Here is a 25,098-nt window from a genome sequence, read left to right on the forward strand (position 1 = left end):
GAAGTAAAAAAAGTAGTGGAGGTCAATCCTCTATTTTCATTATAGGCTGTGATAAGCTTTCATGATTCGTTGAAAATGGCATACGGGTTTCCGTCCCCTACCGGGGACTTATATTTCTCAATTGTTCCGGTTTTAACTTCGCACGCGGGTTTGAATCCGTTTCCGTCCCCTACCGGGGACTTATATTTCTCAATTGTTCATGTAAAATCCGAAATCACTGATTTTCCATCATTTCCGTCCCCTACCGGGGACTTATATTTCTCAATAGATGGTCAACTCTTACTATACATCAGTAAAGGAAACATTTCCGTCCCCTACCGGGGACTTATATTTCTCAATATTTATTGGAGTAGTAACAATAGTAGGAACTAGTTTCCGTCCCCTACCGGGGACTTATATTTCTCAATACCATCTCCGCAATTCCTTGTAAACACTGACTGTATTACGCAATTTGCGTGGGAAATGATTTTTCAGAAATATAAGTTTATTTTTCATTATAAGAAACTCTCCAAATGCCTATTTTATGCGGTGCGCGGGAAAACTAATATATTTTGAATTTACATTGCCCCATCATATAAGTTTTCCCACAATATTTCGTACATTTTAGGACATGAGGAGAAACTCCCAGTCTGCAATCTTTGTAATGCTTATGTTCCTTTGGCACGTAAGTTTTATCAAAAATATCCTGCACAGCTTGAACTCCTTCTCTTTCTCCTAACAGAGAATATATCACAGTTTTTGAGACAAATCCACTTCCGCCACCAAGAAATACCGTTTCATCAAACATCTGATCTGCAATAGGATATTTGCTCTGAAATACACTATAGTAAAATTGATAAAATTTTTTTACTGCTTCCATAATTTTCTCACTTGTAATCTGATTGATTGATTCGTCAACTTTCATACTCGTCTTTATCACAGTTCCTGGCTTGACACATTCACGAAGCAGATTTAGTGTTTTGCTGCTACCATCGATATGATATTCCCATTTCTGACAAAGTATCATATCTTCATTGCTCAGTGGTTTACTGTCACTGATTATAATTCCTGACATAATATCATTCACTGCATCTTTGCTTTTTTCTGTTCTATTTAATTTATGAAATGCTTTTTCTTCAATTCCCCCTATATTTTTTTGTAAAATATTTCTATTTCTAATCGGTCCATCCAATTCCATTTTTATCTTCTGGACATCTTGTTTATAGTACAGTGGATTTTTCATAATATCTGCTGCAAGTAAAATTGTACGAAGCATTCCCTTTATTGAACTGCCAGGAATATATGGATTTCCATAAGGATCTCGCATGAAATTCATAATTTGCATGCGCCCTTTTTCCATCTGAATATCTCCTACATTTATTTTATACTTCATACAGCACTTGATTTCATCCAGAGAAATTCGATTTCTTTCAACCCAATGCTTCAAATCTTCTCTTCCATCTACAACCATAAATTTTTCAAACTCAATTTCCAAGTGCTTTTTCTTGGCTAACATATACAACTTATCAATATCTATAATACCAACTGTATTTCTATTCAAAAAAAGATATTCCTTTTTCTGAATTTCCATGCCACTTCCGACATAAACAGGTCCGCATACCTCTAATTCTAACTGATATGTTTTTAATACTCTTTTCATATGTCTACCCCCAGAAAAAGTGCTTTCTCATATCTGAATATAGGGTGTGTTCCACGATTCTTTTCTGTTATCACAGTTCCTTTAAATACTTGCTGAAAACAAGATCCCGGTATAAAAACATATCTTTCCTGTTTTCTCATCTGTTGTTCTGCATATTTTTCCGAATCTATAAAGCCCCCTCGCTTTAACAGACTATAATAGGCACAATCAAGAATCTTCTCCAGCTCCATATCTGCTGCCATCGCAGTAGAAAGCAATATATTTATTTTTCCAGCTTTTTGTAATTTTTTTTCTAAATTTGTAGAAATTTCACTTTCCTGATATTCAAAGCGCCCTAATCCTGTGCTCTTCTTTCCTCCAACTCCAGTATACGATAAACTTTCTAATAATTCTTCAAACAAATTTTTCACTTTTTCATCCTGAAAACCAACTATAATATATAGCCCGTTTCCATCATTGAAATAAAAAGCATTTACTCTATATGGCTCTGGATCCTCATTGCCACTGATTCCAACAGATACTCTCATTCCTGATTTTCCTAGATTATGGAGTAAATCCATTTGATCTAACGGAAAATCTCCATTTATGTATTCTTCCAAAAGCTCTACTGGAATATATTTCATATTTTTAATCAACTTTTTTTCTCTCGAATCTCCACGCGAAGCTGAACTTTTTCGTTCAATTTTTAACATTGGTTTTGGAATAAAATATTCCTTTCCAATATAGGGAAATCCATCTGAAAATAATAACCTATCATTTTCTACAAATTCCAAAAATAAATTTTCCTTATTTAATTTTAATGCTTCCTGATAAAGAGCCGAAAAAAGAGTATCTGCATGAAATGATATATCTGTACTGTCGAGATTCCCATGTCCAAATCGTACTCCATTAAAGAATTCCAAACGATAACTTGTGTAATTCAATGTTTTCTCCTTTCAGAATTCACTCCTGAATTGCTTGTGATAATATCTTATTACACTGCGCCAATAATTCTTCACTTACCTCACCTACAACAGTTTCCGCAATTATATTCTCAAATGCAATTTTCCCATATCCCCGTGAACCACTTCCTCCAATATAATCGTATTGAAGCAAGCGCATACCCTCTGCCAGCGTTTCCACATCTTCTATCATTTCTTTTTCATCTTCCACTTCGTATATTAAATCTAACTCAAAAATAGAACCTCGAACAGCTCTCTCTATTTGTCTTGGGTTTGCTACTGCAGTAAGTCTGGAAATCGAATTCTCAAATTTCACCTCGGTCATACTCTGCAGACCTGCTCGTCTTAATTCTCCTTCATTCGCCAATACCATATCTGAAAATAACAGCCTGCTTCGCTTTACGTTTCCCTTCTTAGCTGAACCAAATAAACGTACAATTCTTTCATGATCATTATCTGGATCCTGAAGACTTTCATTAAATTCCTTAGCAAGTAAACTCCTCATTTTGCCTTTTAAAGAACTTCCAGGAAGCAATGGAAGATTTGATCTTACATCCCTTACTATTGGAGAATCAACTGCTCCAATTGCCGCAAAAGCACTGCTTCCTCCAATATGCATACCGGTTTTCACTAAAATATCCCCATTAATTCTAATTTTTGCGTACATAATGCTCCCCCTTTACTGTTCTTTTCCACCATAGTACTTATGAAATGCAATAAGAGCTTCCATATATCGACTAAAAAGCAAATAGTTCTTTTTACTTGCACCAATTTCTTTCAAACATTCAATTATTTCAGCCTTTTTTATAAACTTTTCTACCTTGTGCTCATTATCACGCCCACATTCATACATAACCCGAACTCTTAAATATTCTATTCTTCCTAGCAGTTCATCATCAAGCCTCTCCGACGGATAAAGTAATACCTGATTATATATATCAGCTGTCATTGCCAGAAGATTTCGAAGTTTAGAGGTCGTTACAATATTTACACGCCCTCTGTTCTTCACCTTTGATTCTTCTGCCAGATCCGAAATTACTTTTTCAGCCTTATCGACATAATTTTTCTCATTTATTCGCATATTAATGAGCCCCCTTCTCTCTGTGCATATAAGCATATAGATTTATTGCTGTTTTCAATTCTCTACAGTCTTTTTCAGATTGCACCCATTGATACATTTTTCTGGAAAACTTGCGATATTTTTCTTTCTTTTCACCTTCTTTATCTGGCTCCAAGCGAGACAGAAGATAGACAAATCTTGCAAAGTTAATTTTCTCCTTCTGATTTCGGATCAGTTCCAGCATGCGGTATAAGAATGACATTCCTCTTTCATCTGATTCTCCAAGAAAATCTTGAATTACATCATATTTTTCTCCAAGAACACTCTTATATAATTCTTCCCACCGATAAGTACCATCGCATATTTCAAGTTCATTAATCAAATGCGTCTCACCATCATCCATTAACGTCACAGAATCTTTTTCAGGCATTCTTTTTGACTCCGCTTCCATTTCCCCAGTTTCATTCGCAATGGCACCTATCGGATATGTACATTCATAAATTCCAATTCCAGACGATATTGACAAGGTTCCTTGCGTGTATTTTTTAAATTTTTCCTGTAAATCAATTGATAGCTCGATTACCTCATTCCACGCACCTACAATAAATACGTCATCTCCACCTGAATATACAATAGTTGCATTTCTTTCTGTCAACTTCTTTTCTCCATCAATATGATACTCTCCATTTTTTAAAATTGAACGAATATAATATTTAAAGAAAATTGATAACTGCCTTGAAAGTGCTGCTGTTCTTGACAATGTCGCATATTTTCCAGCAAATCCAGCAACAAAAGTCTGTCCTAAATTATCCACATCAGCTCTCAAAACACCAATACGTTTAATTCCTTCTGCCTTTTGCGCAAATTTTTCAAATGTATCCCCAGTAGTGTAATCTCCTACCCAAAGCTTTGTGGCAATATGTTTTCCAGTATACATCTGATTTTTTGCATATACCCTTACGAAATATGAATCTTTTTCCATACGTTTTGATAACGTTTTTTCATCATCTGCAAGAAGTAAATATCCCCCTGGAAGCGGAAGACCATCCGCTTCTCCTTCTAATACGACAGAAAAGAAATCACTATACAATACATTATTGGATAATTTCTGTATTTTACTGCATAATGGACATAGTCCATCTTCGCTTACTTTCCCAACATGCTTACATACTTTACATTCTTTCGTATAATCATCAGCCTTTTGGCTATTTAACCAAATAATTTCGTCCGCTTCATATCGATGCATTTTTTCCGCTGACAGTTTTTCTCCCACCCCGCGAAACATTTCAGAATAACTTCCCTCAGGAATATTCCTCAGAGAATTAGCACTACATTTGACATATCCACATGCAACGAACAGTTCATTTTGAAAATGCTTTAGGAACCATAACTTTAACTCTTTTTTCCAATCTTCCAATTTATGTAGCGTATCTTCCGTATTTGCCAATAAAAGATAACAATGTCCGCCACCAGAATACAATAAATTCGCTCTGGATAATTCTAATTTTTCAAGAAGCGTATCAATAATGTGCTCCATCATTATTTCTAAATAAAAAGAACGTGCTCTTAATGTACGTAATGCATTTTGGGAAGTAATTGTATAAATAAAATTCTGAATACCTGAAATATCTAAAGAGCAAAGTAAAAAAGCCTGTCTGTCATAAAATTCTTTCTCTTTCGTGAAAAGTTCATCCTTACAATTCTTTTTTCCAGCATTTAAATAATCATAAATGCAACTGGCTACTGCTGCTGTAAATTTTACATGATCAAATAATGAAATATCTGCCAGCTCCGCCTTTGCTGTAGATGACGGTACATATGACAAATTTGCCTCCATTACAGCCAACAGGGAATTCACATATTCATCATTCCAGTCTATTCCTCGAAGATTATCCGTTATTCTCTGACGGATTTTTATATAAAATGTCTGTGAAAAGTTTTTCTTCTCTTCTGACGGATAATTGATTCCACTTTCCGGATCCATGTCTCCCGGTTGATAATAATATTCTTGTTTATTTCCATTTAAAATATTAAAAATGCTTTGAAGTGGAACCGCGATTTCAAATCCTTTGTCATCGACATTTTCTTTTTCTCTTCTATCTGCAAATGCCGCGATATTATCAGCTATATATGTTATATACGCCAGGTTATCATCTTCAAGATTTGCACTCTTTAATAGCAGTGCATGATGATATTTAACACAATCCAAAATTTCCTTTTCTTTTATGTCAGCTTCTTCTTTTAAGTAATCATATCCACTTACGCTGTGGTTTCTTTTGTCACCACCTTCTCTGTAGATTACTTTTCCAATATCATGTAAAAGGCTTCCTATAATCAGCTTCGCTTTTCGATCATTCATCCTTTTTCCCTCCGCATCTTATAGCTCCCATTCCCATTCCAGTTTTTATTCCCACTCCTGAAAATTCCCCGAAATGAAAAAGAAGCCTTATATATCTTGCTATAGTCTCTGAACCTTTCACTTTAATTCCAATTTTTCCAACAAACCCAGTCACGTTTATTTTTTCCAATGGAAATGGTATTGTTTGTAAACGATAATTTACGACTTCACTGCTCCTGCACAGTTCCTCTAAAGTGTCTTTATCTTCCATTGTCATCTGCTGTGAAAATGCACTATATTTACGCATTAAGCTTCCATATATCAGACTTAAATCCGGATAAAAAATATAATTTCCATCATGCTTAAATGCTGTAGGTGTTAAAAAATATACCTCAAAATACCTAGAGCATTTCTTGTCATAAAACTCATCCAATAGAGTTTTCGCTTCCATCATTTGTATTGTTTTTTTCTCAGGAACAATTGTAATTCCTCGTTTTCTTAGTGTAATCTCTTTCAGCTCGGACATTGGAAGTATAATATTCTTATATGCTTCATCTGTAACAGTCTTTATATGCCAAACTACACCGTTCTCTTCTTTTGACACATATTGACTATACGGATTAAGCTGATTTCCATGAAGAATTCCCGCATACTCCGTGCTTATATTCTCCATAATGACACCTTGTAAATTTGAAGATTGCTGAAAATTTATTTCTGTTTTTCCAAACTCCATGCATAATTCTACATACATGTTTCATTCTCCGTTAAAATAATTATCATTTTGGTCAAGTATGCAAATATTATAATACAAACGCACTATAAAATCATTGTTTTTTTGCATTTTTTGTATATTTTTATATTATTTAAAGTGTCTAATCTATTATCTTGCAAAAACATGACACAAAAAACCGTTACCTATGTCTGCTCAAAACATAAATAACGGTTATGCCTACTTTGATTTTTTCACTCTCCAATATTCCAACATTTTTCAGTCTTCTATCTTTCATTCATTACTATTAAACAAAGAGCCGGATCACTCCGACTCTTCGCTCGTTTCAGCATATAAAATTTTTACAACCGCTTATTTCTCCAGCATATAATCCTTAATCACATCATGGTCTCTCAGTACCTTCTCCACTAAGGTTCCCTTGATTGCTTTCAGCAAAGGTTTTTTCACCAGATTCAGCGGTCCAGGAAGCTCGATTTCAAGTGGGGATCTGCCATCCATAAGTTTTACGCTGGCATCGAGGAGTTCTCTTACATCGTAAACGCTGCCCCATACTTCCGGAACACCACGATCTACGCCCATAAGTCCGTATACAGCTTCCATTGCGGTACGAACAGAATATTCTGTGGTGAAGATGGTGTCTCTTGGAGTCTCAGCAAACTGTCCAAGGAATGCAAAGTTCACGCAGCCATCCGGGATAACGTCCGGTCTGTCGCCTTTTGCTCTTGGCATGAAGAATGCAGTGATGTAAGGCATCATGGTCGGTACGCAGACTGCGCTGTTTTCAGCCAGATCCTCGATCTGATCCGTCGGTACGCCCATATGGTACAGCCACTCTTCCGTGATTTCTTTACCAGTACACTCTTTCATCGGTTTCTTTACATAATCGCCAGGTACATCTGTGAAGAGACCATATACCCAGACGCAAACCTTATCTTTGTCCTGATCCTTGAACTGACCCTGACGGTTGATGGTCCAGCTTAACAGCCAGCTGGAATCCTGGCAGCTTACGATACCGCCGGTAACAACATTGCCGCTCTTTGGATCTCTCTTGCAGATGTCGGTAATATAAGGAATGATCTTGTCATCCAGTGTGGTAACAGTTGCAGATTCCCAGTTGGTCTTCGCAATGTCGGAGCAGAATTTCTCCGGATGTCCGAAAGACGGATCCTGTTTTGCAATATTTTTCCAAAGGCTCCAGCAGCCGCTTGTACGAACCTCAGCATCTCCGTTTGGAGCGTGGTTCTGGTCACCGTAGATAGTTCCCTCTGTACAGCTTCCGTTGGTAACAAATACGTAGTCATTCTCAGTAAGAAGGATTCCCTTCTCAACACCCTTTACCTTGCACTCAATGGCAGTTGCCACTTTTTTGCCATCATGGATATCAAAGATTACATTGGTAACCTCTGTGTTGAACTGGAAGTCAACGCCTGCATCCTCCAGATATTTCTTCATTGGAAGGATCAGGGACTCATACTGATTGTATTTGGTGAATTTCAGAGCACTGAAATCCGGAAGTCCGCCGATATGATGGATAAAACGCTGGATATAAAGCTTCATCTCCAGTGCGCTGTGCCAATTTTCGAATGCAAACATGGTTCTCCAGTATAACCAGAATGTGGAATTCAGAACCTCATCATCGAATACATCCTCGATGGTCTTATCGTAAAGATCCTCGTCCTTTGTGAAGAACAGCTTCATGATCTCCATGCAGCCCTTCTGGCTCAGGTTGAATTTACCATCTGTGTGAGCATCTTTGCCCTGATTTACAGTAGCACGGCAAAGAGAATAGTTTGGATCATGTTTGTTCAGCCAGTAGTACTCGTCCAGAACGGAGGCACCTGGTTTTTCCAGAGATGGAATGCTATGGAAAAGATCCCAGAGGCACTCGAAATGGTTTTCCATCTCACGGCCGCCTCGCATAACGTATCCTCTCATCGGATCAAAAATACCGTCGCATGCACCGCCTGCAATGTCCATCGATTCCAGAATGTGAATGTGATCGCCAGGCATCTGTGCGTCTCTTACAAGGAAGCAAGCTGCTGCCAGAGAAGCAAGTCCGCTTCCTACCAGATATGCATGCTTGTCATCTACGCCTTCCGGTTTCTCCGGGCGGGCAAATGCTTCGTAGTTACCGTTTGTATAATAAATGCCCTTGCTGTTTTTCTCATTTTTGCCACGCTCTGTATTGCGGTAATTCGGGTCTACGTGTGCTTCTGTGATCTGTTTCTCCTCGCGGCTCTTGTTTGCCAGAACTGCTGCTCCTGCACCTGCTGCGGCAAGTGCTGCCATGCCTAATACGGAATGTTTTTTCTTTGACATAAAAATTACCACCTTTCTGAAATTTGCCGTTACATTATTTCCGGCTATCTGTGTTTATTCTTGTTTTAACTTTTCGAATCAGCTTCTAAGCTTTCTCAGTTTTGTTTCCTAACCTTCAGATAAAAAGCTTTTATTTGACTAATTCGAAATTCTGCTGCCTTTTATTTAGTATTTCCTGTTTCTGAGTGTATTCTACGTCAAAAAATAATTTTCCTCAATTTACAAAACAAGACGGATGACAAAAAACTTATCATCCGCCTTACTTTGTAAAGTTGATTTCGAAAACTTTATGTCCCGCCCTTTCAGGATTAAAGCTGCTATGCCATAGTTATCCCTTATTTTCCGGATAAACTTAATCTTTATTGCCCTTCCTTCTCCATATTCCGCAGAGAATTCCCAATATTTCCATGCATGGTCACGCAGACCATATTCGCGATTTCTTCTGGGGCTTCCTTCATTCCTCTCTTGATCCAATCAAGCATAACACCTACGAAACTGTATTTGTAAAAATCCGCAATAAATTTCTTCTGTTCCTCTGTAACCCTCAGATTCTCGCTCTGCTCTTCCACCACTCCTTCGATCAGCTGATAGGTCAAGCTGTACAGATAATTTTCCACCTGCTCTCGTTTCACAGAGCGATACACGTTCAAGATAAATGGTTTATTTTCCAAAACAGCCTCAAAAATCTGCTGAAGCCCTTCCTGCCAGGTGTCGTAAGTCTTTTTTCCCTGCAAAGCCCGGGAAGCGTCCTCAATACAGGACCATTCTACCAGGTCATAAATGTCTTTAAAATGATAGTAAAAAGCCATTCGGCTAATTCCGCAATCTGTAGTCAGGTCGCTGATGGTGATCTTGTCCAGAGGCTTCTGAAGGAGAAATTTCTTCAAAGACTCTTCCAGTGCATTTTTTGTGATATTGTTCATTCAGATGTGCTCCTCTTGATGATTTTATTATGCAGTACGGCATCATGCAATCCATGAGGTCCGCACAGATTCTAGAGCGTGTTTGAAAAATCATTCCTGCAATCTGCAGGCTCTAAGGATTTTATAAATCCTTTTTGATTTTTTGTCAACAGGAGCATTGTTGAAAAAGCCGCTTTCACACCATTTTCACAAAGAAATGCATGGGAAAAGCCCCCTTTCGTGGAGGGCACATGAAGTGCTTTTCCAGAAAGGGGGCTAAGGGGAAGCCTTATTTCATTATATCTTTTTCATCTTTCTTCTTGAGAAAAATGATAAGAAGGATTGCAGCGGAGGCTGCGAAGAGCATGAATGCAAGCTGGGTAAGAGGTGAATCGTCACCGGTCTTGACGCCATTTGTTGTAACTGCCCTGTCCTCTGGCTGCTGTGTGATCTGAGGAGCCTGGGTGGGCTCTGCAGGAGCTTCTGTAGGTTCCTGTACCGGCTCTGCTGTCGGTTCCGGTTCTTCCTTTCTGGATGTGTTGATAATAAGGACTGTTGCATCTTCTGATGTCTCAGAAAGTGTTACAAAGCCGTCATTTATTTCCACATCATATTCAAAGGTATCGTTTAATGCTACCGGTGTACCATCTGCTGTAACCTCCGTTACATACAGTTTTATTTCTTCGCCGCCTACAGGAACTGTAACTTCTGTTTTTGCTGTTGCAGTGGATTCACCGTCCATAACAAGTGGAACAATGTTCTGGCTTACGCCGTCTGCAAGCTGTGTACAGTCTTCATCTTTGAAAATTCCTGCATAGAAGGTCTCTTCAGATTTCAGGTCTTCGCCGTTTTTCTTAACAACTGTCTTATTAATTGTGATGGTTTTCACAATATAGTACTCGTCTGGCAGAAGCAGGAACTGATTATCAAACTGGAACTGTGCTGCTGTTCCGTTCTCCGTAATCTCTACTTTATTGCCTGCCTGATACTGTGCTACATAAGAACCATTGTTGTAGGTACCCTCTGCAACGACTTTGCCTTCTGCGTCGGTCTCTGCTACATAGTAGGTACCGCGTTTCAGCTGGTCAAATGTTACCGAAGAGGTTCCCTGATTTTCATCAAAGTGAATCATCTTTGTGTCAGCTGCCTTCTGAGTCATTGCCTCGTCGGAGAACAATGTCACATAGAAGTCTGCTGCACGGACTGCAAGGAGTTCACCCTGGATATTTGTAAGCCGTTTAGTTACTGTAATACTGCAATTTGCCGGATCTTCTGTTGGAACTTCTTTCTCATCTTTGCCTTCCGGTTTCGGGGTGTCGGCCGGATTCTCCGGTACGTCACCTGTTGCGGTTGCTGTATTGAGAATGGATTTTCCAAGGTCAGATTCTTTCACCTGATAGGTGTAGGTTACGGTCTTTGCCTCTCCTGCTTCCAGGATGCCAAGGTCAAAGCTCTGGCCTTCTGCAAGCCGGATTCCTTCCAGACTGTCTGTAATCTTCACATTTGTGAGTTTCACGTTTCCGGTATTGGTTACAGTTACGCTGTAGGTAATGATGTCGTTCAGGTCTGCTTTTCCTGCTTTGTCTTTCTGGGTTCCATCTGCTGCTGTGATGGAAACAATGTCCTTCTTCACTTCAAGCTTCGGATTTTCTACTGGGTTATTCGTGTTGTCTCCTGGCTTCTCGCCATCTGGATCCTCTGGATTTGCAGGAGTTCCTACTGCTGCGTTGCTGATCGTATTGCCTTTATCTGCTTCCTGTACCACGTAATCATAAGTGATGGTTGCTTCTGCTTTTGGTGCAAGGCTGCTGATTGTGAAAATTGTTACCTTTCCATCCTGCTTACTGTCTGCGCCCTGAATGTTGGAAATCGTTCCGGCTGCATTCAGAGTATCTGTGATCTCTACATTTTCCAGAGTCTGGTTTCCTGTGTTGGTCACGGTGAGGGTGTAATGGATGGTTTCGCCTGCTTTGAACATTCCGTTTTCGTGAGTGCTCTCACTGGATTTCTTGGTAAGTGTATAGCTTCTTACCGGATCAACGGTGGTTACTGTATCAGTGTTTTCAAATGGCTTACCGCCCTCGAATTCCACTTTTACCGTATTTACAAAGCTTCCGTTAGCAATATCTGCCTCTGTAATTTTATAGGTTGCTGTTGCTGTAACAGTTTCACCTGCAGGAACCTTCTCAACTGTGAGAACGTTCGGAGTCTCCTGCGGTGCACCTTCGATCACAACACCAGGAAGTTCAATGATCCTTACGGTTTTCGCTTCGTCATAGATATTCTTTACATTGATTGTAAAGGTAACAGTCTCATCCAGATCATAGGTTTTATCCTCATGGGTCTTGGTTACAACCTGGCCTGGATCTACCGGATCTTCTTCACTTCCGTCTGTAACCTTCAGAAGTCCTGCAAGAAGAATAATGGAATAGTTCTTTGTCACATCCTGTGCTTCTGTCTCGCTGCCCTCAGCTTCCTGGCTTGCTGCATTTGCAAAAATCTTCAGATCTGTGATCTTATTCTCGCTTTCGCCAACCAGTGTCTGGCTTCCTTCTACATGTGCGATTTCCTGCTGGCCATCTGCCAGAGTTCCATCTGCCAGTTTCCATGTAGGAACCGTAAGCTCCTCGCCGTCATATTTCTTCTCGCCGCTGTCAGCCTGGAAGGTTACCTGGCGTCTGGTGATTTCAAGAGCTCCGTCCTCCACCTTAAACACAACGTTTGTAAAGTTCGGGTTGATGTTCTGGAAATCTTCTGCCTTCAACTCCATATCGTAGATTCCGGCATCTGTTCCTTTTACCTCAGCATTTCCAGTGAATGTGAAATCTTTGTCCGTATACAGCTTGTTGCTGATGTCTGCTACCGTGTAGCCGGTAACTGTTTTCTCTGTTCCGTCATAGACTTCTGTACCACTGTTTTCTTTCAGTGTTACCACAACCTGATCTGTTACAGGTGTAACAAGCAGGCTGCCATTCTTAGTTTCAATGGTGTAGTTGTCAGCGTTGGTATTTTCATTCAGCTTATAGGTGAATGTATTCTCGCTGTCACCTACAGTTGTCTGAGTTCCAGTTACATCATAGGATGCACCTTCGCCCTTGACAAATCCATCGCCACTTACCGTTACATCCTTTGCTGTTAGCTCTGTTCCATTGTAAACCTTCTGGGCACTTGCACTGGTAAGAACCAGATTACGTTTTTCGATTACAAGAGAGCCATCAATTACATGGAAGGTAACTTTTGCAAAGTTCTTATTGGTATTTGTGAAGTTCTCTTCACTCAGCCCCATCATATAAGCATCTGCATTTGTTCCTTTTACAAGAGCTATACCATCAAAGTTGAAATCACTTTCTTTATACAAAGGACTGGTAATGGATACTGTGTAGCCTTCTACCGTTTTCTCTGTTCCATCGTACTTCTGAGTGCCTTTGTTACCTGTGATTGTTACCACTACTTCATCTTCGCTAGAGGAAACAGTAAGGATTCCTTCAAATGGTGTGATGTTGTAGTTATCCGGTTTGGTATTATCTTTCAGCTCATAGCTAAAGGTATTGTTGCTGAAGCCTGCCTCTGCCTGACTTCCGGTTACGTTGTATACTGCACCTTCTCCTTCTGCGAAGCCGTCACCGCCAACTGCCACATTATCATTGGTCAGTGGCTTTCCATCATATGTCTTGCTGTCTGTTGCGCTGGTCAGAGTCACATCTCGTCTGGAAATATTCAAGGTTCCGTCTACGATTTTGAAGGTAACACTTGCGAAGTTATGGCTTATGTTGTTAAAGTCAGATGGTTTCAGTTCCATGTTGTAAATGTCTGCATCTGTTGCTTTAATAACATCATTTCCACTAAATGTAAAGTCATTTTCTGTATACAGTTCATTGTCTATTGCTACGTCATAACCGGTTACTGTTTTCTCAGTGCCATCATATTTGGCGCTGCCACTGTGTTCGGTAATGGTGACAATTACGTTATCTGTAACCGGGGTTACCTTAAGGGTTCCCGGAGTAGTTTTGATATTGTAGTTGATTGCCTTGGTGCTGCTGTTCAGTCTGTAAGTGAATTCATTATCACTTGATCCTGCATTTGTCTGGCTTCCGGTTACATCATAATCTGCGCCTTCTCCAGGAACAAACTGGTCACCTGCGATCAGAATGTGATTCTTAGTCAGCGGAGTTCCGTCGTAAACTTTCTCGTCAGAACCACTGATCAGTTCCACATCTCGTTTGGTAATCTCAAGCTGTCCGTCTACAATTTCAAATACTACATTTGCAAAATTTTTATTCTTGTTTGTAAAGTCTTCTGCTTTCAGATTCATCGGATATGAACCAAAGTCAGTTCCTTTCGCTGTGGCATCTCCGCTGAAGGTGAAATCAGTTTCTTTATAGAGGGTGTTGTCAATTGCTGTGTCATAACCTGTAACAGATTGTTCCGCTCCGTTGTATTTCAGGGAAGCGCTGTGCTCTGTGATGGTTATGGTTACTTCGTCAACAATTGGAGTGATCCTGAGGGTTCCAGGTTCATACTTAATATCGTAGTTTTCCGCTTTATAGCCAGTTTTCTGAGTAAAGGTAATTTCATTCCTTACATCCTTATCACTTACATTTAAAGCACTTCCAATTGCTTTGACATCAGACACTTCGCCATTTACGAAGCCATCCCCACCTATAGTTACATCCGGACGGATTAATGGAGTTCCGTCGTAAACCTTAGCAGCACTCTCGCTGGTAAGAGTTACAGAACGTGGGATAACCTCTACATAACCATCCGTAACTACGATTGTTATATTTGTGAAATTCGGATTTCCATTTGCGAAAGCGTCTGCCTTCAATCCCATAAATGTGGTTCCTGCATCTGTTCTTTCTGCAAAAGCACTGTCATTACCAATGACTTCAATATCGTCTTTTTGGTAAACACCAGATGTGTCTTCCACAATATTGATAACATAACCTTCTGCCACTTTCGGAGTGCCATCATATTTCTCACTTACATGATTTCCAATGATTTCAACTTTTACTTTTGTGGTAACCGGGGTAATTGCAAGTTCTCCCTCAACCTGTTCAATGGCATAATTATCTGCATTGAATTTTCCTTCAACCGGTGTAAAAGTGATTGTGTTTGGTTTTGGACTGTCGGCTACATTTGTAACGCTGCCGATTGCTTTGATATCTGTTACTTCACCATCTACGAAGCCACTACCAGTTACTGTTACATTTGAATTGGTTAATGGAGTTCCGTCGTAAATCTTGCTGGCACTGGCGCTGGTGAGGAGTACAGAACGTTTATTAATCGTTACAGTTGCTTCTCCCTGAACAGATTTGTAACCATACAGGCTCGCCTCAAATTTCACAGTTGCCGGAGTATCTGCTACATTCCTGTATTCAGGTGATTCGTCCAGATCATATGCATTTGTCTTTTCATTCCAATATTTGATTGTTATATTTGGATTCTCAATTTCTGCATTTTTAATCCGTGCTGTCGCTGTTACTCCATAGCTGTTTCCATCGTATTCCTTTACTACATCTGCTGCACTTACTGTCAGACCATTTTCATTTTCGAAGATGGTAAAGTCTGCAGGGATAATAGTAAAGGTATAGTTGGTATATTCTTTTTCCAGAGCTTCTTTGCTGTTCTGGATACTCAGCACATTCTCATGAACCTTTATAGTATCGTCTCCTGCATCACTTCTGATTACTGCAAGATCAAGATCTTTAAGCTCATCTCCTACACTGTTTTCCAATATTGCCAGTTCAAAAGCAGGATCTGGATTTCCGTATACCTTGCTGGACTCTTTGGCTTTGATGGTTACCGGGCATCTGGCAATTTCAAGAGTTCCATCTACAATTACAAATTTTACATTTGTAAAGTTTTTGCTGATATTCTTGAAATTCGCTGCCTTCAGTTCCATATTGTAGCTTCCTGCATTAGTTCCTTCTATAACCGCATTTCCGTTGAAACTAAAATCTTTTTCAGAGTACAGCGTATTGCTGATATTCGTTACATCGTATCCTGTTACGGTCTGTTTGTTTCCGTCATAAATACCTGTGCCACTGTGTTCTGTGATCGTAACTACAACCTCGGTGTCAACTGGTTTCACTTTCAGTTTTCCATATTTTTTTTGGATTTCATAGTTTTCTGATTTGGTATTTTCCTTCAAAGTATAATCAAATACATTGTCAGATTCTCCTGCTTCTGTCTGTGATCCTGTCACTCCATAGGAAGCAATACCTTCTCCTTCTACGAATTCATCTTCTCCACCAACTACAATAGTGTCATTCGTCAGTGGAGTTCCGTCATAGAATTTTTCGTCCTTTGCACTTGTAAGTGTTATTTTACGCTGTGTAATACTTATCTTTGCTTCTACTGCAGGTCCCACATTTCCATTATTAACAACACGAACCTTTATTACAGTAGTTCCGCAATCTTTATATTTCGGAAGATTGGTAAAATTGTCATTGAGATCAGTCCACTGACCGTCTCCGATCTGATATTGAATCACATCTCCCTCAATACCAGGCGCTGTAATAGTGATGGTATGCTCCTGGCCATCGTACTTGCCAGTGTAATCCTCTACAGAAAGAGACTCTCTGTTATAATAAACTTTAAGGATTAAACCGCCGCCTTTTACTACAGCCCCACTGCGCTCGATTTCTCCACTTACACAAGTAAAGCCAGTATAACCCTTAGGTGTCGCAGATACCCATGCACCAATCTTTTCTGCACCCTGAAGTTCAAATTCTTTCTTATAGTAAGTTCCATCTGGATTCTGAAGCCAATGTTCTACTGTGTATGTTGCTTCTGGGGCTGCATACGTGAAAACGATCTCAGTAGTCTGGCCTTTAATTGCCTGTACTACCGCCGGAGAAGTTAACTGATAACCCTCGAAAACCTTATATACAACAGTTTTCATATTATCAGTTGTGGTCACAGACTCTGCTGTTCCAATTTCTTTTCCACTCTCGTCTACATAGCGAATCGTATAAGTCCAGTTTTCAAGCGGTTTATAGATGAAAACAATCTCCTGTTTATCATTGTTTATAATTACACTCTTTGAAAGTTCCTGCGGATAGTAGTCGTCTATAGGCTGCGCGTTTACACTTGCATTTTTTCCTTTCTCAATGCTCTGTGCTTCGCTTCTCCATAATTCCTTTCCATCTACATCCTTTGCTACAATATAGTAAGTGATAATATCAGAACTTTTCCATTTCGCATAAAGGGTCTGATTTTTTACAATCTGTGACTCTTTTACAAATTTGTGAGTAAAAGATTCATCTGTGTACCAACCGAGGAATTCATCGCCTTCTTTAATTGGTGTTGGTAATGTATCTCCAAGTGTATGACCTTTGGTCACTGTCAAAGTTGACTCAGTTACTGTTCCACCATTTGGATTAAAAGTTACTGTGTATGTTGGGGCTTTCCATTTGGCATATAATGTAATGGTATGGGATGGCATTTTTGTTTGCCAGTCAAATTCTGTGCCATCTTCACATGCCGGGGATGTATACCAACCAGCAAAAATGTAATCACTGTCCACGTTTGCTGGAGGCTGTACATCTTTATCCAATGGTTTATAACCGGAGACATTGGCTTCAAATTTTATACTTGCATCTGCAACACCGGTACAATTGGCAAAATGAAGTACATAGGAATTACGAGAATATTTTAGCCAAAGATTACCTTCTCCCTTTTCTCTCCATGACTTCCATTTGAATCCATCAATTGGCATTTTATCCTCATCGGTTAAAAACATATCTTTGCCTGCTTCAAATGTTGCATATACATTATATTTTTCAGCTACAGCTGTACTATCTAAAGTCTCTGTATAATATATAATGTTTTTTCCAGTTTTCAAATCATACCCATACATCACTAAGTTTTCGGCAGGCATGTTGGCAAGCAACGTATAATATATGTTTGTCCCTTTTCCTGTTGACCATAAATATTGGTTATGCGCAGAATCATTCCACTGTGCTGAAACATCCTCACCGTATCGTGCTGAAATTTCTAAATTACTGTCTACTTTCCAATCAGTTGGATTTCCCCAATAATTTCGTCTTTGTGGAACATAAAATTTTATTGTATATGTCTTTCTGTTATAATAAATATTCTTAACAGCCTGCCCATCGGCTGTAATCTGAATATCTCCTTTATTCTTTTCTACAGCAGGTTCAAATCCATTATAGCGATTTTTTTCTACGCTATAAGAAATATTTTTTCCAACAACATCAGTACCATCAACTATGTCCGCTTCGCCATTCTTGTTCTTAGCCATCTCATATGTTCCTGGAGTTTCCAATGATTCCTGCCAGTAAATAATTCTGTATGCAGCTCTTGTATTAATTTCCCATTTCGCTGTTACAGTAGTGTCTTCTGCCGGCATCGTTGCCGGGCAATTATTCCAGCCTTTAAATGTATATCCAAGCTTAGTTGGCTCTTTCGGCAGTGTTATAGAAGCACCATACAGGATATCACTTGGCTCAACATAACTTCCACCGTCTGTATTCCAGGTAAGACGATAGCTGTTTCTGTCATATTTAATTTCAACGACAGTAGAACCGTCCGCATTTACTTTTGCCTGACTCACCTCTTGTGAGGTAAAGCCTTTATATGCTCTCGCTGCAGCTACAGTTGTAGTTCCTGTAGTACCGTCAATTGTTTCACTAGCATCTTCTGTATACGTTTTTCCATCTGTATTCTGAAGCAAATGCTTAACTGTATAAGTTGTTGCAGTTCCTGTATAGGTAACTGTAATTGTCTGATCTGTCTCTACTTTTCCACTAAAAGTTACTGTTGACTGGTCAACACTAAAACCCTCTAACTGAGGTGAAGTAATCGTATTCTCATAAGTTACACCTTTTTCAAATTCAGCTACCCATGGCTGCGCTGCTACAGTTCCATCTGTATATTGATAAATAATCTGATATTTTACCTTTGCACCAATTTCAGAATACTGAGCTGTAACTTCCATATCTGCTGTTACATTACTGAAATCTTTATCCCATCCGATAAAACGATAGCCATCTTTTTCAGGTGCAGCAGGTGCTACTGCAGCTTTTCCACTTTCTATCTGCTGAGTAGTTAAGGTATGGAGGGTTCCATCCTTATCCTCATATTTAAATACAACTTCATAATAAGTAATAACGTTCTGTTCGTGATCTGTTTCATCAAGCATTAATAATGCGATATTATTCTCTGCAGCTGGTGGCTCTGCCACTGGCTCCTGAGCTACTGCTTTGTATGTAACAGTAACTTTCTCATCTTTTGTTACAGCCTGGATCTCGTAGAGACCATCTGCATTTTTCTGAATATCTGCCTGAGTGTCTGCAAAGCAAACATGGTCTACTTCATATCCATCGTTTGCTTTAACAGAAAAAGCAAAACTTTCATTTTCTTTTACTTCTTTTCTGTAAGAAGAAATATTCTCCACCGGAGCCCCTTCGCCGCGAACCTGGATTTTTCCAAAATCTGCTGCGTGCTCGTCGAAAGTTACATGATAAAGAATTTCTTTCGCTTCTTCTGAAGGTTGGCTTTCCTGAGAATTCTCGGCTCCATTTTCGACATTAGTCTGGTCTTTATTTTCCCCAGAGTCAGATGCAGTAGGCTGCTCTTCTGTTTTACTCTCTTCCTGGCTATTGTTCTGGGCAGGTTCTGCCACTGTCTGACCCGTCGGTTCCGCTGGCTTTTCCACCTCTGCCTGTGTCGCCGGTTCCGCTGGCTTTTCCACCTCTGCCTGCGCTGCCGGTTCCGCTGGCTTTTCTGACACTGCCTGCGCCGCTGGTTCCGCTGGTGTCTCCGCCACTGCCTGCGCCGCTGGTTCCGCTGGTGTCTCTGCCACTGCCTGCGCCGCCGGTTCCGTTAGTGTCTCCGCCACCGCCTGCGCCGCCGGTTCCGCTGGTGTTTCTGACACTGCCTGCGCCGCCGGTTCCGCTGGTGTTTCTGCAACCGGTGCTGATTCCTGAACTGCCGGTGATGCAGACTCTTCAACCTGAACCCCCGGTTCCTGAGCCTGCTCTTCTGCAACCACAGCTGTATTATCAGCCACATAATTCTCAGCGGTGGTCATCACTGTATTCTGCCCGATCATTGCTACAGCCAGCAACGTTGCCATCGCTCTCCTGAACTGTAAAAACTGCTTTTTCCTCATAATGCTTCCTCCTTTTCGCAACCTTTTTTTTGTTGGCAGTTGCTTAACAGTTACTGTCCACTGATAACGTTTTGTATAATCTAAAGCGAACAATAACATTAAAGCATTTGAGATCCGGTGAATCTTTACTGTCCTTCACTGGATGCTCCGGAGCATGCTTGAAAAAGATTTTCTGCAAGGATTGCGGGAATAATTTTTTCAAACAGGCTCCAGCCTGTATGGCACTGTGAGCCATACGGCTAAATCTCTACTATGTTTCAATTATAGCACCTCCTTTTCCACTATCCTGATTTTGGGGAATGAACTGCACGCTTAGGGAACGAAATGCACAAAAATTTACGAAAATGTGCATCTTATATTCGTAACTAAGGACAGATATCCGCCTCCGAACTTATATATGCACATATTTTCTGAAATATCCATCGCTATTCTGGAATGTATTTGAAAAATGTTTTCTAAAAGATGTGCATCACAATTTGTGGGAGAACATCCTCCACTTTACAAGAAAAACTCTCAATGCTACAATATTCCCCAGATATTTGACAAAAAAGACCCTGTGGGGGAATACATAAGGAGAACACCATGGAATTAAAGCTTGAAAACGGACGTCCCGCAGATACCACGGGCAGACTTGAAAAAGAGATACGTACTTATGATTTTCTTGATGCACTTCAGGTGCCTTATCAGAGGATTGACCATGAAACTCTGATGACCATTGAAGCTTGTAAAGATGTGGATAAAGTGCTTGATGCAGTAATCTGCAAAAACCTGTTTCTCTGCAACCGCCAGGAAACGAACTTCTATCTGCTGCTCCTGCCAGGCGACAAGAAGTTTAAGACAAAGGAAGTATCTTCCCAGCTTGGCGTTGCCAGACTTTCCTTCGGCAATGAAACTTATATGGAGAAATTCCTTGATATTACACCTGGTTCTGTCAGTATACTTGGACTTATGAACGATAAGGAAAATCATGTGCAGCTGCTTATTGATGAAGACCTCCTGAAGGAACCTTACATCGGCTGTCACCCTTGTATTAACACCTCCAGCCTGAAAATTAATATGAAAGATATGATGGAAAAAATTATTCCGGCTATGAAACATGAACCGATTTTTGTGAAATTGGGACAGGAAGAATAAAATTGCAATTAACTAATTTGTATGTTACCCTTTCTTCCATTATGCCCAAAATAAAACAGACAGATACACATTTCAATCATGTACCCGCCTGTCTCATTTTAGTCTTTATTCAATTTTTATTTGCTCTTCCGCTCCTTTACCAGTGCAAATACACTCTGAAGTACAATGAAGAAGCACAGCAGGATTGCTGTTACAATGTTGGACCAGGAGCTGATCAGTTTTCCATTGGTTTTAACCAAAGTAGAAATCGTACCATTGATCAATACACCAAATAAGGAACCAAGTACATTTCCTACACCACCGGTAAGAAGTGTACCACCGATGACTGCGGAGGAAATAGCGTCCATTTCAAGGCCGGTTGCCTGGGTGGTAGTACCTGCCATGGTATTCAGACAGTAGCAGATTCCGCCGATGGAAGTAAGGAAACTGGAAAGAATATATGCTTTCATCTGTGTTTTCTTAACATCAAGTCCCATCAGGGTTGCAGACTGCTGATTGCCGCCTACTGCGTAAATACTGCGGCCGAAGCGTGTGTATTTCAGCATCAGATAAATAGCAAGAATTACGATCAATGCAACTACAACAGTTACACGAAGGTATGGAAACTGCATGATTCCCTTTTTGTTCAGATACCCTCCAAATGGAAGGGAAATCTTAAAGCTGGAAAGAGTGGTAAAAATCTTGTCAGAAACAATACTTACCTGCTCTTTACAGATCACGGCTGTCATACCTCTGGCAAAGAACATTCCTGCCATAGTAACGATGAAAGGCTGGATTTCCAGATAGGAAATACAGAAGCCCTGAACAATACCAAATATAATGCCAATTGCAAGAATCAGAAGCATAAGTACCGGGCTGGACCATCCCCACTGCTCGATTCCCACTGCCAGGATCATACAGTCCATAGCAACCAGGGAACCTACGGAAATATCAATACCGCCAGTAAGCATAACGCATGTCATACCAGCTGTGATGCAGATCAGACCTGCATTGTTGATCAGGATGTTCAGAAATGTCTGGAAACGGGTAAAGCCTTTGTCCGCATATACGATACATCCTGCAGCATACATTACAAAGAATAATACAATGGTGATCAGCAGCAACAGGTTATTGCTGTTTATTTTTTTCTTTTTCATGCCCGAGCTGCCTCCTTTCCGGATTTCTTTGTCAGCTTCTTAAAGAAGGCTTTGGCTGGCTCAGCCTGAATTACTACGATAATAATAACTACGATTGCCTTAAATACCGGTGCCTGTGCAGAAGAAACACCAAGTGCATACAGAGTTGTGGTAATCGCCTGAATAGTGTACGCTCCGATGATGGAACCTGCCAGGGAAAACTTACCGCCGCCAAGGCTGTTGCCGCCAAGTGCTACAGAAAGAATTGCATCCAGCTCCATGTTCAGACCGATGTTATTGGTATCTGCTGAATAGATTCTGGAGGTTGCAACCATACCTGCAAGACCTGCACAAAGACCGCAGATTGCATAGCACATAAGGATGATCTTTGCGGAATTAAAGCCTGCGATACGGGAAGCTTTTTTGTTAATACCAACACTCTGGATGTAAGTTCCAAGTGCTGTGTAGCGAAGTACAATAGAAGCAATTGCCACACACACAGCTGCCACAATGATCGGTGTTGGAATGATTCCGCAGTAAGCACCAAGCTTCTGGAAGGACGGAACTCGAACATAAACGATCTGGCTGTTGCAAAGAAGAAGTCCTACTGCTCGTCCTGCCGACCATAGGATCAGGGTGGCGACCATAGGCTGAATATTCATATAGGCAACCAGAAATCCATTAAAAACGCCACAGATCAAAGTGACAAGAAGTCCGGCTCCAATGCCAACCAGCAGCGGATGCGCATATTCCTGCACATTTACATTTCCGTATCCTGCAAGGATCATACAGCAGACACCTGCGTAAAGACTCATTACGGAACCAACGGAAATATCAGTACCACCGGAAGCAGATACAACAAGTGTCATACCGATTGCCAGTATGGCGATTTCACTTCCACGGTTCAGGATGTCGATCAGACGTCCGTAAAGTACACCATTCTTAATGGAAATCATAAAGAAGGAAAGCGGTGCACTTCCTGTTGCAATATCATATACTACGTTGATCAGCATGACCAGGATCATACTGAAAACCGGAAGGAACAGACGTTTCTGCGCCAGTTTTTTGAAATTACCCATTACTGCTCACCTCCTGCGATTGCTTTCATTACGTTCATCTGGTTCATATCTGCCTCATCAATCTCTCCAACCTTCTGACCGTCACGGAGAACTGCCATACGGTTACAGGTACGGAGCATTTCCTCAATCTCAGAGGAAATGAAGATCAGACTCTTTCCTTCATCTGCAAGCTTCAGAACCAGCTTCTGGATCTCTGTCTTGGTACCGATATCGATTCCTCGGGTAGGCTCGTCCAGAATCAGAAAATCCGGGTTTGTTGCAAGCCATCTTGCAAGGATAACCTTCTGCTGGTTTCCACCGGAAAGCTGTTTGATCAAGGTCTCACGGCTTGCACATTTGATCTGGAGAAGATCAATATACTTGTCTGCAATCTCACACTGTTTTGTCATAGGGATCTTTTTCAGAATGCCCTGTTTTGCCTGAATTGCAAGGATGATATTTTCTCTTACGGACAAATCTGCAACAATTCCTTCCGCTTTACGGTCATCAGGAAGAAGTCCCATTCCAAGATGCATGGCATCAATAGGATTTTTCACCTTAACTTCCTTGCCTTTTACTTTCAAAGTACCAGTCTGGGCGCGGTCAGCACCGTAAATAGTACGTGCCAGTTCGCTTCGTCCGCTTCCAAGAAGTCCGGTAAGACCGATAACCTCTCCTTTGTGGATATCAAGGTCAAATGGTTTGATGGTTCCTGCGTGGCTTAAGCCACGGGCTTCGATTACCATCGGTTCTTTTCTCTTATCTCCTGTGGTCTCCGGTTTAATGGAAGCAAGATCGTCGAAATCTTTTCCCATCATAGCTGCTACCAGCTTCACTCTCGGAAGATCTGCGATCTCATACTCGCCAACCAGCTGACCGTTTCGAAGAACGGTAATTCCGTCACATACTGCATAAACCTGTTCCAGGAAATGGGTAACAAATATGATTCCTACACCTTTCTCCTTCAGTCTGCGCATCATGGTAAAAAGCTTTTCTACTTCACGGTCATCCAGTGAAGAAGTTGGCTCATCCAGAATGAGCACCTTGCAGTCCATATCTACAGCACGGGCAATTGCGATCATCTGCTGCAATGCCAGTGAATATTCTTCAAGATTACGTGTTACATCAACGTCAAGCTCCAGCTGTTTCATAAGGGCAGCTGCCTGACGGTTCATTGCCTTTCTGTTGACCGTTCCAAGCTTTGTCAGCGGCTCACGGCCTATGTAAAGATTCTCTGCCACCGAAAGGTTTGGACAGAGGTTTACTTCCTGATATACAGTAGAAATACCCTTCTTCTGGGCGTCCATGGTATCTTTATTTACGATGGGATGATCAAATCCTTCCAGATAAATCTCTCCAGCCTCAAATTTATTTACGCCGGTCAGGCACTTGATCAATGTGGATTTACCCGCGCCATTCTCTCCCATCAGCGCTCGGATTTCACCTTTTTTCAATGTCAGATCCACGCCTTCCAGTGCTTTTACACCTGGGAATGTCATGCAGATTCCCTGCATTTTCAATACTACTCCTGCCTCCAACGCGATTCCTCCCTTCCCGTTATCAACTTCATTTTTCATTCTCCTCGTTATCGCGTTATTTGCCATAGGTTCCTCTGTTCTGCGGCTCATAACCTCGTATAAACAACGGGATAAAACACGCTCTGCGAGTTTTACCCGTTATCGCGGCAGTCGCCAAGGTCTCATGCAAGCATGGACTTCGGCTCG

General features: G+C 40.7%; 13 protein-coding genes and 1 CRISPR repeat array. Of the genes, 1 reads left to right on the top strand and 12 read right to left on the bottom strand.

The window, feature by feature from the left end; translation table 11 throughout:
• The first annotated feature begins 87 nt into the window (after window positions 1–87).
• Window positions 88–407: a CRISPR direct-repeat array (repeat unit 35 nt; unit sequence TTTCCGTCCCCTACCGGGGACTTATATTTCTCAAT).
• A 134-nt stretch (window positions 408–541) separates the two neighbouring features.
• The 9 genes from csm5 to I2D69_RS02415 form a co-directional block, all read right to left on the bottom strand.
• Window positions 542–1,639: a type III-A CRISPR-associated RAMP protein Csm5 gene (gene csm5, locus I2D69_RS02375; RefSeq protein WP_173718032.1), complete on the bottom strand. Its 1,098-nt coding sequence runs from the start codon at window positions 1,637–1,639 to the stop codon at window positions 542–544.
• Window positions 1,636–2,562, bottom strand: a complete 927-nt coding sequence (csm4, locus tag I2D69_RS02380) for a type III-A CRISPR-associated RAMP protein Csm4 (protein WP_173718031.1) — start codon at window positions 2,560–2,562, stop codon at window positions 1,636–1,638. Before csm4 ends, csm5 begins: the two co-directional genes overlap by 4 nt.
• Before the next feature lie 19 nt (window positions 2,563–2,581).
• A complete protein-coding gene (gene csm3 / locus I2D69_RS02385) occupies window positions 2,582–3,247 on the bottom strand; it encodes a type III-A CRISPR-associated RAMP protein Csm3 (protein ID WP_173718030.1) in 666 nt (221 codons plus the stop codon).
• A gap of 12 nt (window positions 3,248–3,259) precedes the next feature.
• Window positions 3,260–3,661, bottom strand: coding sequence for a type III-A CRISPR-associated protein Csm2 (csm2, locus tag I2D69_RS02390; RefSeq protein WP_173718029.1), 402 nt, complete (start codon window positions 3,659–3,661; stop codon window positions 3,260–3,262).
• A gap of 1 nt (window position 3,662) precedes the next feature.
• Complete coding sequence (cas10, locus tag I2D69_RS02395; RefSeq protein WP_173772960.1) at window positions 3,663–5,999, bottom strand: type III-A CRISPR-associated protein Cas10/Csm1; 2,337 nt, start codon at window positions 5,997–5,999, stop codon at window positions 3,663–3,665.
• A complete protein-coding gene (gene cas6, locus I2D69_RS02400) occupies window positions 5,992–6,729 on the bottom strand; it encodes a CRISPR-associated endoribonuclease Cas6 (RefSeq protein ID WP_195379331.1) in 738 nt (245 codons plus the stop codon). The genes cas10 and cas6 overlap by 8 nt, the downstream gene beginning before the upstream one ends.
• A 330-nt stretch (window positions 6,730–7,059) precedes the next feature.
• Complete coding sequence (locus I2D69_RS02405; protein WP_195379332.1) at window positions 7,060–9,027, bottom strand: oleate hydratase; 1,968 nt, start codon at window positions 9,025–9,027, stop codon at window positions 7,060–7,062.
• Between the two features lie 359 nt (window positions 9,028–9,386).
• Entirely contained in the window at window positions 9,387–9,950 is a 564-nt protein-coding gene (locus I2D69_RS02410) for a TetR/AcrR family transcriptional regulator (RefSeq protein WP_195379333.1), read from the bottom strand.
• A gap of 268 nt (window positions 9,951–10,218) precedes the next feature.
• Window positions 10,219–20,067, bottom strand: a complete 9,849-nt coding sequence (locus tag I2D69_RS02415) for an InlB B-repeat-containing protein (RefSeq protein ID WP_195379334.1) — start codon at window positions 20,065–20,067, stop codon at window positions 10,219–10,221.
• A gap of 582 nt (window positions 20,068–20,649) precedes the next feature.
• On the opposite strand from I2D69_RS02415, the gene I2D69_RS02420 reads away from it, so the two are divergent.
• Window positions 20,650–21,201, top strand: a complete 552-nt coding sequence (locus I2D69_RS02420; RefSeq protein ID WP_118577811.1) for a prolyl-tRNA synthetase associated domain-containing protein — start codon at window positions 20,650–20,652, stop codon at window positions 21,199–21,201.
• A gap of 116 nt (window positions 21,202–21,317) precedes the next feature.
• On the opposite strand, the gene I2D69_RS02425 is transcribed toward I2D69_RS02420, so the two are convergent.
• The 3 genes from I2D69_RS02425 to I2D69_RS02435 are packed head-to-tail and all read right to left on the bottom strand — an operon-like array spanning window position 21,318 to window position 24,951.
• Window positions 21,318–22,337, bottom strand: a complete 1,020-nt coding sequence (locus I2D69_RS02425) for a sugar ABC transporter permease YjfF (RefSeq protein ID WP_148461387.1) — start codon at window positions 22,335–22,337, stop codon at window positions 21,318–21,320.
• A complete protein-coding gene (locus I2D69_RS02430; RefSeq protein WP_118577725.1) occupies window positions 22,334–23,395 on the bottom strand; it encodes an ABC transporter permease in 1,062 nt (353 codons plus the stop codon). The genes I2D69_RS02425 and I2D69_RS02430 overlap by 4 nt, the downstream gene beginning before the upstream one ends.
• Window positions 23,395–24,951: a sugar ABC transporter ATP-binding protein gene (locus I2D69_RS02435; RefSeq protein ID WP_330656207.1), complete on the bottom strand. Its 1,557-nt coding sequence runs from the start codon at window positions 24,949–24,951 to the stop codon at window positions 23,395–23,397. Before I2D69_RS02435 ends, I2D69_RS02430 begins: the two co-directional genes overlap by 1 nt.
• Between the last annotated feature and the right edge of the window lie 147 nt (window positions 24,952–25,098).

This window comes from Ruminococcus sp. D54t1_190329_F1, assembly GCF_015551645.1.
Taxonomy (GTDB): domain Bacteria; phylum Bacillota; class Clostridia; order Lachnospirales; family Lachnospiraceae; genus Blautia_A; species Blautia_A faecis.

Coding starts and splice junctions, on each gene's coding strand:
- csm5 (WP_173718032.1), bottom strand. CDS start 1,639: ATGAAAAGAGTATTAAAAACATATCAGTTAGAATTAGAGGTATGCGGA.
- csm3 (WP_173718030.1), bottom strand. CDS start 3,247: ATGTACGCAAAAATTAGAATTAATGGGGATATTTTAGTGAAAACCGGT.
- csm2 (WP_173718029.1), bottom strand. CDS start 3,661: ATGCGAATAAATGAGAAAAATTATGTCGATAAGGCTGAAAAAGTAATT.
- cas10 (WP_173772960.1), bottom strand. CDS start 5,999: ATGAATGATCGAAAAGCGAAGCTGATTATAGGAAGCCTTTTACATGAT.
- cas6 (WP_195379331.1), bottom strand. CDS start 6,729: ATGTATGTAGAATTATGCATGGAGTTTGGAAAAACAGAAATAAATTTT.
- I2D69_RS02405 (WP_195379332.1), bottom strand. CDS start 9,027: ATGTCAAAGAAAAAACATTCCGTATTAGGCATGGCAGCACTTGCCGCA.
- I2D69_RS02410 (WP_195379333.1), bottom strand. CDS start 9,950: ATGAACAATATCACAAAAAATGCACTGGAAGAGTCTTTGAAGAAATTT.
- I2D69_RS02415 (WP_195379334.1), bottom strand. CDS start 20,067: ATGAGGAAAAAGCAGTTTTTACAGTTCAGGAGAGCGATGGCAACGTTG.
- I2D69_RS02420 (WP_118577811.1), top strand. CDS start 20,650: ATGGAATTAAAGCTTGAAAACGGACGTCCCGCAGATACCACGGGCAGA.
- I2D69_RS02425 (WP_148461387.1), bottom strand. CDS start 22,337: ATGAAAAAGAAAAAAATAAACAGCAATAACCTGTTGCTGCTGATCACC.
- I2D69_RS02430 (WP_118577725.1), bottom strand. CDS start 23,395: ATGGGTAATTTCAAAAAACTGGCGCAGAAACGTCTGTTCCTTCCGGTT.
- I2D69_RS02435 (WP_330656207.1), bottom strand. CDS start 24,951: ATGAAAAATGAAGTTGATAACGGGAAGGGAGGAATCGCGTTGGAGGCA.